11 protein-coding genes are annotated in these 14,354 nt (G+C 71.5%); 9 read left to right on the top strand and 2 right to left on the bottom strand.

From position 1 onward, the window contains the following. The first annotated feature begins 19 nt into the window (after window positions 1-19). Complete coding sequence (locus ACP7TJ_RS22420) at window positions 20-799, top strand: hypothetical protein (RefSeq protein WP_387583876.1); 780 nt, start codon at window positions 20-22, stop codon at window positions 797-799. 232 nt (window positions 800-1,031) lie between these two features. Here the strand turns inward: ACP7TJ_RS22420 and ACP7TJ_RS22415 are convergent, their stop codons facing one another. Continuing rightward, a complete protein-coding gene (locus ACP7TJ_RS22415) occupies window positions 1,032-1,526 on the bottom strand; it encodes a MarR family winged helix-turn-helix transcriptional regulator (RefSeq protein ID WP_367542615.1) in 495 nt (164 codons plus the stop codon). Between the two features lie 227 nt (window positions 1,527-1,753). On the opposite strand from ACP7TJ_RS22415, the gene ACP7TJ_RS22410 reads away from it, so the two are divergent. Then, window positions 1,754-2,584, top strand: coding sequence for a lysozyme (locus ACP7TJ_RS22410; protein WP_427764879.1), 831 nt, complete (start codon window positions 1,754-1,756; stop codon window positions 2,582-2,584). Between the two features lie 72 nt (window positions 2,585-2,656). On the opposite strand, the gene lon is transcribed toward ACP7TJ_RS22410, so the two are convergent. Further along, entirely contained in the window at window positions 2,657-5,071 is a 2,415-nt protein-coding gene (lon, locus tag ACP7TJ_RS22405) for an endopeptidase La (RefSeq protein ID WP_427764876.1), read from the bottom strand. A gap of 150 nt (window positions 5,072-5,221) precedes the next feature. On the opposite strand from lon, the gene ACP7TJ_RS22400 reads away from it, so the two are divergent. The 7 genes from ACP7TJ_RS22400 to ACP7TJ_RS22370 all read left to right on the top strand — a co-directional run bounded on the left by ACP7TJ_RS22400 (window position 5,222) and on the right by ACP7TJ_RS22370 (window position 14,336). After that, entirely contained in the window at window positions 5,222-5,911 is a 690-nt protein-coding gene (locus ACP7TJ_RS22400; RefSeq protein WP_427764873.1) for a spermidine synthase, read from the top strand. A 125-nt stretch (window positions 5,912-6,036) separates the two neighbouring features. After that, the gene (locus tag ACP7TJ_RS22395; protein WP_093767001.1) at window positions 6,037-6,777 is read left to right on the top strand and encodes a response regulator transcription factor; all 741 of its coding nucleotides are present in this window, start codon (window positions 6,037-6,039) and stop codon (window positions 6,775-6,777) included. Further along, on the top strand, window positions 6,774-7,883 hold the full coding sequence (locus ACP7TJ_RS22390; protein ID WP_093767000.1) for a HAMP domain-containing sensor histidine kinase: 1,110 nt from the start codon (window positions 6,774-6,776) through the stop codon (window positions 7,881-7,883). The genes ACP7TJ_RS22395 and ACP7TJ_RS22390 overlap by 4 nt, the downstream gene beginning before the upstream one ends. 291 nt (window positions 7,884-8,174) lie before the next feature. Beyond that, the gene (locus ACP7TJ_RS22385) at window positions 8,175-11,978 is read left to right on the top strand and encodes a multifunctional oxoglutarate decarboxylase/oxoglutarate dehydrogenase thiamine pyrophosphate-binding subunit/dihydrolipoyllysine-residue succinyltransferase subunit (protein WP_367494684.1); all 3,804 of its coding nucleotides are present in this window, start codon (window positions 8,175-8,177) and stop codon (window positions 11,976-11,978) included. A gap of 88 nt (window positions 11,979-12,066) precedes the next feature. Continuing rightward, window positions 12,067-12,246, top strand: a complete 180-nt coding sequence (locus ACP7TJ_RS22380; protein WP_003992906.1) for a DUF6104 family protein — start codon at window positions 12,067-12,069, stop codon at window positions 12,244-12,246. Between the two features lie 166 nt (window positions 12,247-12,412). Further along, window positions 12,413-13,285: a DUF4097 family beta strand repeat-containing protein gene (locus ACP7TJ_RS22375; protein WP_093766998.1), complete on the top strand. Its 873-nt coding sequence runs from the start codon at window positions 12,413-12,415 to the stop codon at window positions 13,283-13,285. 1 nt (window position 13,286) lies between these two features. Further along, a complete protein-coding gene (locus tag ACP7TJ_RS22370; RefSeq protein ID WP_093766997.1) occupies window positions 13,287-14,336 on the top strand; it encodes a helix-turn-helix transcriptional regulator in 1,050 nt (349 codons plus the stop codon). The last annotated feature ends 18 nt before the right edge of the window (window positions 14,337-14,354 follow it).

Below are 14,354 nucleotides of genomic sequence, written 5' to 3'. Positions count from 1 at the left end.
GCTCGTGCAGACTGGCCGGATGCGCACGGAGCTAGTTTCGGAACCCGGTGATCCAGGGCGCCCCAACGAGGACTTCGCGAGCGTCGCGCTCCCGGCCTCCGGACAGGGCGGCGCGCTCGTGGTCCTGGACGGTGTCACGCCGCCGCCGGACGGGGGCGGCTGTCTGCATTCGGTGCCCTGGTTCACCGCCCGGCTGGGCGGCGCGCTGACCGAACTGACCGTTTCCCTCCCGGATGTTCCGCCGGCCGGGCTGCTGTCCCGGGGCATCGCGCGCACGGCCGGGAGCCATGCCGCGACCTGTGACCTTTCTCACCCACGAACGCCGCAGGCGACGGTGGTGCTGGCCCGCTGGTCACCCGGCTCGGTGGACTGTCTGGTGCTGTCCGACTCGGTCCTGCTGGTCGAGTCGCCGGACGGCACGGTCACGGCGGTCAGGGACGACCGGCTGGACCGGCTGCCCCGGTCGGCCTTGTCGAGCCACACGGTCGTGGACACGACGCTGCGCAACAAGGAGGGCGGCTTCTTCACCGCCGCGGCCGACCCGTCGGTGTCGTCACGCGCCGTCACCGTCTCCCTGCCCCGAGGCCGGGTGCGCGCCCTGACGGCGCTGACGGACGGCGCGACGCGCTGGGTGGACCGGTTCGGCGAGGGCGACTGGGCGGACTGCGTCGCCGTGATCCGCGAGGAGGGTGCGCGGGGCCTGGTGCGGCGCGTCCGCGCCCTGGAGCGGGACCGTCCGCTCGGAGGCAAGACCCACGACGACGCGACGGTCGTCCACGTCGAGCTGCCGCCGGCCTGACGACGTCACCCGCACGGCGGGCGGACAAGCGACCCGAACGGACCAGTGCTCCCGCGGTCACTTTGCCGTCACGGCGCCGACAACCCCCTGAGGGGCGCGGGGAACTGCGCGATCAGCCCCCACCGGGCCGCAGGCGGGGCGACCGCGCGTGCGTCGGCCGGGCCGGTACGGCCGCCGGCCGCCCGGGCCGAACGCGGGGCGAGCCCCGTGGAAAACCCCGGCCCCGGGGGGCCTACTTCTCCGTCCCCCGGTTCAGCCGGTTCAGCAGCCGCGCCAGTTCGTGGACCTCCGCCGGGTCCCAGTCGGCGAGGCGGCCGGCGTAGCGGGCGCGGCGGGCCTCGCGGACGCGGCTGACGCGGCGGCGGCCCTCCTCCGTGAGGGTGACGAGCCAGGCGCGGCCGTCGGCGGGATCGGGCTCGCGGCCCACGAGGCCGAGCTGCTCCAGGGCGCGCAGCTGGCGCGACATCGTGGCCTTGCCGACGCCGATGTAGGCGGCGAGTTCGGTGGCCCGCTGCCGCCCGCACTCCTCCAGACGGACCAGCAGCCCGTACGCGGACGGCTCCAGGTCGGGGTGCACCTCGCGCGCCATCTCTCCCTGGCTGGCCCGGGCGCGCCGCAGCAGGACCGTCAACTCGCGTTCCAGCGCCAGGAACGCGGGCTGTTCCACACCGGACGCGGGCTCCGGCGAGGCGGCGCGGTCCCCGCCGCCGTTTCCGTCTTCGTGCACGTTGGCCCCTGCCTCGGTTTCCCGTTCTGAAAGTTCTGGCCGAGTGGCGGCGTCGCCCCAGCTCCACCAGTATTTCGCAGGCGTAGACCAACGGCAGTGCGCGGCGATCCCGCCCGCCGCCGCGGTCGGCGCCCGCAGTTTCTCTACCAGGCCATTACGTGGCATGCCCACTACATGCGATGTGGGTCACATTCCGGGTTCGCCCCAAGACCGTTCGGAGATGCGTCATGCCTGTGCACAGATCCCGCCTCGTCCGCATACGCGCGCTCGGCACCGCCGGCGCCGTCCTGCTCGCGCTGCTCGCCCTGCCGCAGACCTCCGCCGTCGCCGACGGCGCCGCCCCCTCCGTCCCGCCGCGCGGCTCCGCCCACATGGGCATGGGCGTCCTCGCCCACGACGGCCAGGCCGGCCTGCCCACCGCCCGCTCCACCCAGACGGAGGGCGTGGACGTCTCCAGCCACCAGGGCAACGTCGCCTGGACCACCCTGTGGAACAGCGGGGTGCGCTGGGCCTACGCCAAGGCCACGGAGGGCACGTACTACACCAACCCGTACCACGCGCAGCAGTACAACGGCTCCTACGACGTCGGCACGGTCCGCGGCGCCTACCACTTCGCCACCCCCGACACCACGAGCGGCGCCGCCCAGGCGGACTACTTCGTGGACCGCGGGGGCGCCTGGTCCGCCGACGGACGCACCCTGCCCGGCGTCCTGGACATCGAGTGGAACCCGTACGGCGACGACTGCTACGGCAAGTCGGCGAGCTCGATGGTGAGCTGGATCCGCGACTTCCTCGACCGCTACCGCGCCCGCACCGGCCGCGACGCCGTCATCTACACCGCCACCAGCTGGTGGAAGCAGTGCACCGGCAACTACGCCGGCTTCGCCTCCACCACCCCGCTGTGGATCGCCCGGTACGCCTCCACCGTCGGGGAACTGCCCGCCGGCTGGACCACGTACACGATGTGGCAGTACACCTCGACCGGTCCGACGGTCGGCGACCACGACCGCTTCAACGGCACCCTCGACGGGGTGCGGATCTTCGCCGCCGGGAGCTGACCCGGGCGGCGGTACGGGAAAGGCCCGGGCCTCCCTCACGGAGCCCGGGCCTTCCCGATCCGGCCGCATCGGTCAGGCCGCGGCCGGGACCTCCGGCGCCGCCCCGTTCGTCGCCGGGGACAGCGCCAGCTCCAGGACCTGGCGGACGTCGGTGACGGGGTGCACGTCGAGCTTCTCCAGCACCTCCGCCGGGACGTCGTCCAGGTCGGGCTCGTTGCGCTTGGGGATGATCACGGTGGTGACGCCGGCCCGGTGCGCGGCGAGCAGCTTCTGCTTCACCCCGCCGATCGGCAGCACCCGCCCGGTCAGCGAGACCTCGCCGGTCATCGCCACGTCCGTGCGGACCAGCCGTCCGGAGAGCAGCGAGGCCAGGGCCGTGGTCATCGTGATGCCCGCGCTCGGGCCGTCCTTGGGGACCGCGCCCGCCGGGAAGTGGATGTGCACGCCCCGGTCCTTCAGGTCGCCCACCGGGAGCTCCAGCTCGGCGCCGTGGCTGCGCAGGAAGCTCAGCGCGATCTGCGCGGACTCCTTCATCACGTCACCCAGCTGGCCGGTCAGGGTCAGTCCCGCCGCGCCCGTCTCCGGGTCGGCCAGGGACGCCTCGACGTAGAGGACGTCACCGCCGGCGCCGGTCACGGCGAGCCCGGTGGCCACACCGGGCACCGCGGTGCGCCGCTCGGCGGGCTCCTGGGCGGACTCCGGCACGTGGTGCGGCCGTCCGATCAGGTCCCGCATATCGCCCTCGGCCACGGTGAACGGCAGCTCCCGCTCCCCCAGTTCGTGCTGGGCCGCGACCTTGCGCAGCAGCCGCGCGATCGACCGCTCCAGGGTGCGCACGCCCGCCTCGCGCGTGTACTCGCCGGCCAGCTTGCGCAGCGCCCCTTCCTCGATCGTCACCTCGTCCGCCTGGAGACCGGCGCGCTCCAGCTGGCGCGGGAGCAGGTGGTCGCGGGCGATGACGATCTTCTCGTCCTCGGTGTAGCCGTCGAGGCGGACCAGCTCCATGCGGTCGAGCAGGGCCTCCGGAATGGCCTCCAGAACGTTGGCGGTGGCGAGGAACACCACGTCGGACAGGTCGAGCTCGACCTCCAGGTAGTGGTCCCGGAAGGTGTGGTTCTGCGCCGGGTCGAGGACCTCCAGCAGGGCGGCCGCGGGGTCGCCGCGGAAGTCGGAGCCGACCTTGTCGATCTCGTCGAGGAGGACGACCGGGTTCATCGAGCCGGCCTCCTTGATCGCCCGCACGATCCGGCCGGGCAGCGCGCCGACGTAGGTGCGGCGGTGGCCGCGGATCTCCGCCTCGTCGCGCACGCCGCCGAGGGCGACCCGGACGAACTTCCGGCCCATGGCGTGGGCGACGGACTCGCCGAGCGAGGTCTTGCCGACGCCGGGCGGGCCCACCAGGGCCAGCACCGCGCCGCCGCGCCGCCCGCCGACGACGCCCAGGCCCCGCTCGCTGCGCCGCTTGCGCACCGCCAGGTACTCGGTGATGCGCTCCTTCACGTCCTGCAGACCGGCGTGCTCGGCGTCCAGCACCCGCTGGGCGCCGCGGATGTCGTAGGAGTCCTCGGTGCGCTCGTTCCACGGCATCTCCAGGACCGTGTCGAGCCAGGTGCGGATCCAGGAGCCCTCCGGCGACTGGTCGGAGGAGCGCTCCAGCTTGTCGACCTCCTTGAGCGCGGCCTCGCGGACCTTCTCGGGGAGACCGGCGGCCTCGACGCGGGCCCGGTAGTCGTCGGACTCCTCCCCGTCCTGCTCGCCGTTGAGCTCGCGCAGCTCCTTGCGGACCGCCTCCAGCTGACGGCGGAGCAGGAACTCGCGCTGCTGCTTGTCGACGCCCTCCTGGACGTCCTTGGCGATGGTCTCGGCGACGTCCTGCTCGGCGAGGTGGTCGCGCAGCTGCTGGGTGGCGAGCTTCAGCCGGGCCACCGGGTCGGTGGTCTCCAGCAGGGCGACCTTCTGGTCGGTGGTGAGGAACGGCGAGTATCCGGAGTTGTCGGCGAGGGCGGAGACGTCGTCGATGGCCTGGACCCGGTCCACGACCTGCCAGGCGCCGCGCTTGCGCAGCCAGGCGGTGGCGAGCGCCTTGTACTCCTTGACCAGTTCGGTCACGTGGCCGGGCAGCGGGTCGGGCACGCTCTCGTCGATGCGGGTGCCCTCCACCCACAGCGCCGCGCCCGGTCCGGTGGTGCCGGCGCCGATGCGCACCCGTCCCCGGCCGCGGATCAGGGCGCCCGGGTCGCCGTCGGCCAGCCGGCCGACCTGCTCGACCGTGCCCAGCACGCCGGTCCCGGCGTAGGTGCCGTCGACGCGCGGCACGAGGAGCACCTTCGGCTTGCCCGGTTCGTCCCGGGCGGCGGCCTGGGCGGCCTCCACCGCCGCGCGCACCTCGGAATCGCTCAGGTCCAGCGGAACCACCATCCCGGGCAGCACGACCTCGTCGTCGAGCGGCAGCACGGGCAGGGCGAGCGGTGTGGACTCAGCAGCCATGATCTCCCCTTCGGCAGTCAAGTTGAGCTACATCGACTCAATGCAGGGGAGTCGCCGAATGTTCCCGGGGCCACGTTCGCTCTGAGCGATCAACGGATCCGGCTCCACGGACCCGGATCACCGCCAACGAGCACCTGCCAGGATGAACGCATGTCCACCCCCTACGGCATTCCCGAAGCTCCCGAAGTCCTGGACCGTCGCGAGGGCCCGTACGGCGAGGTCGTCCTGCGCAGGCACGGCGGTCTGCTGCAGATCATCGCCAACGGATGCTTCCTGATGGACACCTCCGACGGGCGCTCCGAGCGGCTTCTGGTGGACGCGGCCCTCGCGGCCCTGGACCCGGGGACGGCGGACCCCGCGGTGCTGATCGGCGGACTGGGCGTCGGCTTCTCCCTGGCGCACGCGGCCGGGCAGGCCCGCTGGGGGCGGATCGCGGTCGTGGAGCGGGAGCCCGCGATCATCGGGTGGCACCGCTCGGGCCCGCTGGCCGAGCTCTCCGGCGCGGCGCTCGCCGACCCCCGGACGGAGATCGTCGAGCAGGACCTGGTCGCCTATGTCAAAGAGACGTGCGACACATTCGACGCGCTGTGTCTCGACATCGACAACGGACCCGGCTGGACCGTCGACGAGGGCAACGAGGGGCTCTACTCGCCGGACGGACTCGCCGCGTGTGCAAGGGTGTTGAAGCCGCGCGGGGTCCTCGCGGTATGGTCCGCGAAGCCTTCACCGGAATTCGAGGGAACCTTGCGGAATGCCGGGTTCCGGCAGGTGCGTACCGAAGAGATCCCCGTTGCCCGGGGCGTTCCGGACGTCGTGCACATCGGCGTCCGCCCTGGATAGCAAACCCGTGGTGGCTCCCCGTACGCTGCTGCCCTGACGCGGATCATTCAAGCGTCGATCGCAGTGATGCGCAGACGACGGATCACCCCACGGATTCCGGAAAAAGCACACCTCAGGGGCGGGCGATGGAGCAGACACAGACCTCCCACAACGGCACGGCGGCGACCACCCCCGGCGCGCAGCGCAGGGTCCTGGTGGTCGAGGACGACGCGACGATCGTGGACGCCATCGCGACCCGCCTGCGTGCCGAGGGATTCCTGGTGCAAACGGCGGGCGACGGCCCGTCCGCGGTGGACACGGCGGAGGCCTGGCAGCCCGACCTGCTGATCCTCGACATCATGCTGCCGGGCTTCGACGGTCTGGAGGTCTGCCGGCGCGTGCAGGCCCAGCGGCCGGTGCCGGTGCTGATGCTCACCGCGCGCGACGACGAGACCGACATGCTGGTCGGCCTCGGCGTCGGCGCCGACGACTACATGACCAAGCCGTTCTCCATGCGCGAGCTGGCGGCCCGGGTGCACGTGCTGCTGCGCCGCATGGAGCGCGCGGCCCTCGCGGCCACCACCCCGCGCAGCGGCATCCTGCGCCTGGGCGAGCTGGAGATCGACCACGCCCAGCGCCGGGTGCGCGTGCGCAGCGAGGACGTCCATCTGACGCCCACCGAGTTCGACCTCCTGGTGTGCCTGGCCAACACCCCCCGCGCGGTGCTCTCCCGTGAGCAGCTGCTGGCCGAGGTGTGGGACTGGGCGGATGCCTCCGGCACCCGGACCGTGGACAGCCACATCAAGGCGCTGCGCCGGAAGATCGGCGCCGAGCGCATCCGCACCGTGCACGGCGTGGGCTACGCCCTGGAGACGCCGACGCCATGAGCGGGGGTCCGGGGGGACGCGGACAGCGGAAGAAGCAGCCCTGGGGCGGTGTGCGCCCGTTCTCGATCAAGACCAAGCTGGGCGCGCTGGTCGTCGTCTCGGTCCTGATCACCACCGGGCTCTCGGTGATCGCGGTGCACACCAAGACGGAGCTGCGCTTCATCACGGTCTTCTCGATGATCGCCACGCTGCTGATCACCCAGTTCGTGGCGCACTCCCTCACCGCCCCGCTGGACGACATGAACGCCGTCGCGCGGTCCATCTCGCACGGCGACTACACCCGCCGGGTGCGCGAGAGCCGCCGCGACGAGCTGGGCGACCTTGCGCAGACGATCAACGTCATGGCCGACGAGCTGGAGGCCCAGGACAGCCAGCGCAAGGAGCTGGTCGCCAACGTCTCGCACGAGCTGCGCACCCCCATCGCGGGACTGCGCGCGGTGCTGGAGAACATCGTCGACGGCTTCACCGAGGCCGACCCCGAGACGATGCGCACGGCCCTGAAGCAGACCGAGCGGCTCGGCCGCCTCGTGGAGACGCTGCTGGACCTCTCGCGTCTGGACAGCGGCGTGGTCCCGCTGAAGAAGCGCCGCTTCGAGGTGTGGCCGTATCTGTCGGGCGTGCTGAAGGAGGCCAACATGGTGGCCTCCGCCCGCGCGAGCATGGCCTCCGGCTCCGGCAGCCACACCCGTACGGACGTGCATCTGCACCTGGACGTCTCGCCGCCCGAGCTGGTGGCGCACGCCGACCCGGAGCGGATCCACCAGGTGGTCGCCAACCTGATCGACAACGCGGTCAAGCACAGCCCCCCGCACGGCAGGGTGACCGTGCGGGCCCGGCGGGGCGCCGAGCCGGAGTCGCTGGAGCTGGAGGTGCTGGACGAGGGTCCGGGCATCCCGCGCACGGAGTGGCACCGGGTCTTCGAGCGGTTCAACCGCGGCAGCGTCAACCGGCCGCACGGCCCCGGCAGCGACGGCGGCACCGGACTGGGCCTCGCGATCGCCCGCTGGGCCGTGGATCTGCACGGAGGCCGGATCGGGGTGGCGGAATCCGAGCGCGGTTGCCGGATTCTGATCACTCTTCCGGGCCCCTCCGCTGTGCCAAGTTGACGTAAAGTTCGAACCGGAGCCTCAAGATCCATCTGCGTTCGCCCTGGCGGACACGTGTGATCAGGCACAGGCCCGCGCGCGGGGCGCGACGGGCCCTGGTCGAGCGATGCCTGATACCGTCGGAAGAAGCGGAACCTCGCTTGTTTCCCGCCAATTCCAGCGCCGAAACACCCGCTGAGATGTGATGTGCACGACGTTGCACGGGCCCGGCCTGACCTTCTCGCGCGGGGAGGCGTAGCCTTTATTTCCGCTGTCCATCATCTTGCGAAGCGGAAGAGGGCGGTTGACGCCGTGTCGCCACAGTCCCCCAGTAACTCGAGCATCTCGACCGACACCGACCAAGCGGGCAAGAACCCCGCTGCGGCCTTCGGTGCCAACGAATGGCTCGTCGACGAGATCTACCAGCAGTACCTCCAGGACCCGAACTCGGTGGACCGAGCCTGGTGGGACTTCTTCGCCGACTACAAGCCGGGCGCTCCCGCGTCCTCGGCTCCGGCGGGTGACGCGGCCGCGGGGGCCGCGGTGACCCCCACCGCTCCGTCCCAGCCGGCCGCGCCCGCGAACGCCCAGGCGCCCGCGAAGACCCAGGCGCCCGCGCCGGCCGCGCAGCCCGCCCCGGCGGCCAAGGCCCCGGCCCAGGCTCAGGCCCCGGCCCAGCCGGCGAAGCAGGCCGCTCCCGCCGCCAAGCCGGCCCCGGCCAGGAAGGCCGAGCCCTCGGGCGAGGCGAAGGCCGGCCCCGAGCAGGTCACCCTGCGCGGTCCGTCCGCCGCGGTGGCGAAGAACATGGACGCCTCGCTGGAGCTGCCCACGGCCACGTCCGTGCGCGCCGTCCCGGTGAAGCTGCTGTTCGACAACCGCATCGTCATCAACAACCACCTGAAGCGCGCGCGGGGCGGGAAGATCTCCTTCACGCACCTCATCGGCTACGCCATGGTCCAGGCCATCAAGGCCATGCCGTCGATGAACCACTCGTTCGCCAAGGTGGACGGCAAGCCGACCCTGGTGAAGCCGGAGCACATCAACCTCGGTCTCGCCATCGACCTGGTCAAGCCCAACGGCGACCGCCAGCTCGTCGTCGCGGCGATCAAGAAGGCCGAGACGCTGAACTTCTTCGAGTTCTGGCAGGCCTACGAGGACATCGTCCGCCGCGCCCGCGACAACAAGCTGACGATGGACGACTTCACCGGCGTCACGGTCTCCCTGACCAACCCCGGCGGCCTCGGCACCGTCCACTCCGTGCCGCGCCTCATGCCCGGCCAGTCCGTGATCATGGGCGTCGGCTCCATGGACTACCCGGCGGAGTTCCAGGGCACCTCCCAGGACACCCTGAACAAGCTCGGCATCTCGAAGGTCATGACGCTCACGTCGACCTACGACCACCGGGTGATCCAGGGCGCCGCCTCCGGCGAGTTCCTGCGCCAGGTCGCGAACCTCCTGCTCGGCGAGAACAAGTTCTACGACGAGATCTTCGAGGCCCTGCGCATCCCCTACGAGCCGGTCCGCTGGCTCAAGGACATCGACGCCAGCCACGACGACGACGTCACCAAGGCCGCCCGGGTCTTCGACCTGATCCACTCCTACCGGGTCCGCGGCCACGTCATGGCCGACACCGACCCGCTCGAGTACAAGGTCCGCAAGCACCCCGACCTGGACATCGTCGAGCACGGCCTCACCCTGTGGGACCTGGAGCGCGAGTTCGCCGTCGGCGGCTTCGCCGGCAAGTCGATGATGAAGCTGCGCGACATCCTCGGCGTGCTCCGCGACTCGTACTGCCGCACCACCGGCATCGAGTTCATGCACATCCAGGACCCCAAGCAGCGCAAGTGGATCCAGGACCGCGTGGAGCGCGGCCACACCAAGCCGGAGCGCGAGGAGCAGCTGCGCATCCTGCGCCGGCTGAACGCGGCCGAGGCCTTCGAGACCTTCCTGCAGACCAAGTACGTCGGCCAGAAGCGCTTCTCGCTGGAGGGCGGCGAGTCCGTCATCCCGCTGCTCGACGCGGTGCTGGACTCGGCCGCCGAGTCCCGCCTGGACGAGGTCGTCATCGGCATGGCCCACCGCGGCCGGCTGAACGTGCTGGCCAACATCGTCGGCAAGTCGTACGCGCAGATCTTCCGCGAGTTCGAGGGCAACCTCGACCCGAAGTCGATGCACGGCTCCGGCGACGTGAAGTACCACCTGGGCGCCGAGGGCACCTTCACCGGCCTGGACGGCGAGCAGATCAAGGTCTCGCTGGTCGCCAACCCCTCGCACCTGGAGGCGGTCGACCCGGTCCTGGAGGGCGTCGCCCGCGCCAAGCAGGACATCATCAACAAGGGCGGCACGGACTTCACCGTCCTGCCGGTGGCCATCCACGGCGACGCGGCCTTCGCGGGCCAGGGCGTGGTGGCCGAGACCCTGAACATGTCGCAGCTGCGCGGCTACCGCACCGGCGGCACCGTGCACGTCGTCATCAACAACCAGGTCGGCTTCACCGCGGCCCCCGAGTCCTCGCGTTCCTCCATGTACGCGACGGACGTGGCCCGCATGATCGAGGCCCCGATCTTCCACGTGAACGGCGACGACCCGGAGGCGGTCGTGCGCGTCGCTCGCCTGGCCTTCGAGTTCCGCCAGGCGTTCAACAAGGACGTGGTGATCGACCTCATCTGCTACCGCCGCCGCGGTCACAACGAGTCGGACAACCCGGCCTTCACCCAGCCGCTGATGTACGACCTGATCGACAAGAAGCGCTCGGTGCGCAAGCTGTACACCGAGTCCCTGATCGGTCGCGGCGACATCACCCTGGAAGAGGCCGAGCAGGCGCTTCAGGACTACCAGGGCCAGCTGGAGAAGGTCTTCACGGAGGTCCGCGAGGCCACCTCGCAGCCGTCCACGGTCGCTCCGTCCGACCCGCAGGCCGAGTTCCCGGTCGCCGTGAACACCGCGGTGAGCACGGAGATCGTGAAGCGGATCGCCGAGTCGCAGGTGAACATCCCCGACCACATCACCGTCCACCCGCGTCTGCTGCCGCAGCTCCAGCGCCGGGCGTCGATGGTCGAGGACGGCACCATCGACTGGGGCATGGGCGAGACCCTGGCCTTCGGCTCGCTGCTGTTGGAGGGCGTCCCGGTCCGGCTCGCCGGCCAGGACTCCCAGCGCGGCACCTTCGGCCAGCGTCACGCGGTCATCATCGACCGTGAGACGGGCGAGGAGTACACGCCGCTTCAGTACCTCTCCGAGGACCAGGCGCGGCTGAACGTCTACAACTCCCTGCTGTCCGAGTACGCGGCCATGGGCTTCGAGTACGGCTACTCGCTGGCCCGCCCGGACGCGCTCGTGCTCTGGGAGGCCCAGTTCGGCGACTTCGTCAACGGCGCGCAGACGGTGGTGGACGAGTTCATCTCGTCGGCCGAGCAGAAGTGGAACCAGACCTCCGGTGTGGTCCTGCTCCTCCCGCACGGCTACGAGGGCCAGGGCCCGGACCACTCCTCGGCCCGTCCCGAGCGGTTCCTGCAGCTCTGCGCCCAGAACAACATGACGGTCGCCATGCCGACCTCGCCGTCGAACTACTTCCACCTGCTGCGGTGGCAGGTGCACAACCCGCACCACAAGCCGCTGGTGGTCTTCACCCCGAAGTCGATGCTGCGTCTCAAGGCCGCCGCGTCGACGGCGGAGGAGTTCACGACGGGCCAGTTCCGCCCCGTCATCGGCGACACGGTCGACCCGGCCGCCGTGAAGAAGGTCGTCTTCTGCGCCGGCAAGGTCTACTACGACCTGGTCGCCGAGCGGAAGAAGCGCGGCGCCGACGACACGGCGATCATCCGCATCGAGCGCCTGTACCCGCTCCCGGGTGCCGAGCTCCAGGCGGAGATCAAGAAGTACCCGAACGCCGAGAAGTACCTGTGGGCGCAGGAGGAGCCGGCGAACCAGGGTGCCTGGCCGTTCATCGCGCTCAACCTGATCGACCACCTGGACCTGGCGGTCGGCGCCGACCTGCCGCACGACGAGCGTCTGCGCCGCATCTCGCGGCCGCACGGCTCGTCCCCGGCGGTCGGCTCCGCCAAGCGCCACCAGGCCGAGCAGGAGCAGCTGGTGCGCGAGGTCTTCGAGGCCTGACCGGCACCGGTACGCGGTACGCGAGCGGGCCGCACTCCCTTCCCGGGGGTGCGGCCCGCCCCGTTTTCCGGCACATATCCTTGACCTCATGTACTTCACGGACCGTGGCATCGAGGAACTGGAGAAGCGGCGCGGCGAGGAGGAGGTCACCTTCGAGTGGCTCGCGGAACAACTCCGCACCTTCGTCGACCTCAACCCCGATTTCGAGGTCCCGGTGGAACGCCTGGCCACCTGGCTGGCTCGCCTGGACGACGAGGACGACGAGTAAGTCCTCGCCGGTCGCGGGCAGTCGTGCCGCGCAAACCCAAGGCACCGTTCACACGAACGCGTGCCTTGACTTTTATCTGCCGCGATATATCGTGAATCGAGTAATACGCGATATGACGCAACGCACGCGCCCACGCCCGGGGCACCCCGCGATCAGGAGGCCGTCCATGCCCGAGTGGTCCGTCCAGGACAAGACCAACCTCACCTTCGACGCCCCCCTGACCCGCCTCCACGTCCGCATCGTCAACGGCACGGTGAACGTCGTGGGCACGGACGACGGGACCGCCCGCCTCCAGGTCTCCGACGTGGAGGGTCCGCCCCTGGTCGTGACCCACACGGACGGCGTCCTGACCGTCGCCTACGACGACCTCCCCTGGAAGGGCTTCCTCAAGTGGCTCGACCGCAAGGGCTGGCGCCGCAGCGCGGTGGTCTCCCTCGCCGTCCCGGCGCAGACCCGTGTGGAGGTCGGTGTCGTCGGGGCCGGCGCCGTCGTCTCCGGCATCCGGGGCCCCGCCGCGGTGAAAGGCGTCGCGGGCGACACCACCCTGGTCCACCTCTCGGGCCCGGTCCGCGCGGACACCGTGTCCGGCAGCGTGGAGGCCCAGTCCGTGACCGGCGACCTCCACTTCGCCTCCGTCTCGGGCGACCTCACCGTCGTCGAGGGCTCAGGCCCCTCCGTCCGGGCGGACACGGTCAGCGGCTCGATGATCGTGGACCTGGACCCCGGGGGCCCCACCGACGTCCGGCTGACCAGCGTCTCGGGCGAGATCGCCGTGCGGCTGCCCGACCCGGCGGACGCCGAGGTGGAGGCCAACACGGCGAGCGGCGCCATCTCCAACGCCTTCGACGACCTGCGGGTGCAGGGCATGTGGGGCGCCCACAAGCTCACCGGCCGCCTCGGCGCGGGCAGCGGCACGCTGCGGGCCACCACCGTCTCCGGCTCCATCGCCCTGCTCCGCCGCCCGCCCCGCGAGGACGAGCCGGACCCGCGGAGCGGCCCGGGAGACAATGCCGGCACGACCGACAAGAAGGTGCTCTGACATGCCCCCCGTCTTCGCCCACGGACGCCTCCGCCTCTACCTGCTGAAGCTGCTCGACGAGGCCCCCCGGCACGGTTACGAGGTGATCCGCCTCCTCGAGGAGCGCTTCCAGGGGCTGTACGCGCCGTCCGCGGGCACGGTCTACCCCCGGCTGGCCAAGCTGGAGGCGGAGGGGCTGGTCACCCACACCACCGAGGGCGGACGCAAGGTCTACTCGATCACCGACGCCGGCCGCGCCGAACTGGCCGACCGCAGCGGCGAGCTGGCCGATCTGGAGGTGGAGATCCGCGAGTCGGTCGCCGAGCTGGCCGCCGAGATCCGGGCCGATGTCTCCGGCGCGGCGGGCGACCTGCGCCGCGAGATGCGCGCCGCGGCCGGCCGGGCCCGGCAGGGGCGGGGCGCAGGCGCGTCCGGCGGCAAGGACGCCCCCGTCGGGGACTTCGGTCTCGGCGACTTCTCGATGTTCGGCGACAAGGACGCCTGGCGCGCCGCCAAGGAGGAGATGCGCCGCGCCAAGCAGGAGTGGAAGGAGCAGGCCCGGCGCGCCAAGGACGAGAGCCGGCGCTCCCGCGAGGAGGCCCAGCGCGCCCGCCGCCAGGCCAAGGAGGCCCAGGACCGGGCGCAGGAGCAGGTGCAGCGCATCGCCCGGCAGGTCCAGGAGCAGATGCAGGGCCACTTCGCCCGCGGCGACTGGCCGTCCGGACTACGCGAGGGTCTGGGTGAGCTGGTCAAGGAGATGGGCGAGTTCGGGAAGGACTTCGGCTTCGGCCGTACGGGTTCCGCGGAGGGTCCGGACTCCCGCCCGTCGTACTCGACGACCCCCGAGGACTTCCCGGCCGGCTACGCGCCCGCCTGGGGTCATGAGAGCGCCGCGGAGTCCACGGGCGACCCGGCGCGCGACCTGGAGCGGCTGCTGGACCGCTTCCGGGACGACGTCCGGGACGCCGCGCGGGACCACGGAGTCACCGAGGAGCAGCTGCGCGACGCCCGCCGGCATCTGTCGGAGGCCGCCGCCCGCATCGGGGCGCTGCTGAAGACACCGAAACCCTGACGGCGGAGCCCTGAGCCG

The organism is Streptomyces sp. DSM 41931, from assembly GCF_050271085.1.
GTDB lineage: Bacteria > Actinomycetota > Actinomycetes > Streptomycetales > Streptomycetaceae > Streptomyces > Streptomyces albogriseolus.
Note: the sequence above shows the minus strand (reverse complement) of the source record. Positions and strands in the feature narration are given on the sequence as shown.

Coding starts and splice junctions, on each gene's coding strand:
- ACP7TJ_RS22420 (WP_387583876.1), top strand. CDS start 20: ATGCGCACGGAGCTAGTTTCGGAACCCGGTGATCCAGGGCGCCCCAAC.
- ACP7TJ_RS22410 (WP_427764879.1), top strand. CDS start 1,754: ATGCCTGTGCACAGATCCCGCCTCGTCCGCATACGCGCGCTCGGCACC.
- lon (WP_427764876.1), bottom strand. CDS start 5,071: ATGGCTGCTGAGTCCACACCGCTCGCCCTGCCCGTGCTGCCGCTCGAC.
- ACP7TJ_RS22400 (WP_427764873.1), top strand. CDS start 5,222: ATGTCCACCCCCTACGGCATTCCCGAAGCTCCCGAAGTCCTGGACCGT.
- ACP7TJ_RS22395 (WP_093767001.1), top strand. CDS start 6,037: ATGGAGCAGACACAGACCTCCCACAACGGCACGGCGGCGACCACCCCC.
- ACP7TJ_RS22390 (WP_093767000.1), top strand. CDS start 6,774: ATGAGCGGGGGTCCGGGGGGACGCGGACAGCGGAAGAAGCAGCCCTGG.
- ACP7TJ_RS22380 (WP_003992906.1), top strand. CDS start 12,067: ATGTACTTCACGGACCGTGGCATCGAGGAACTGGAGAAGCGGCGCGGC.
- ACP7TJ_RS22375 (WP_093766998.1), top strand. CDS start 12,413: ATGCCCGAGTGGTCCGTCCAGGACAAGACCAACCTCACCTTCGACGCC.
- ACP7TJ_RS22370 (WP_093766997.1), top strand. CDS start 13,287: ATGCCCCCCGTCTTCGCCCACGGACGCCTCCGCCTCTACCTGCTGAAG.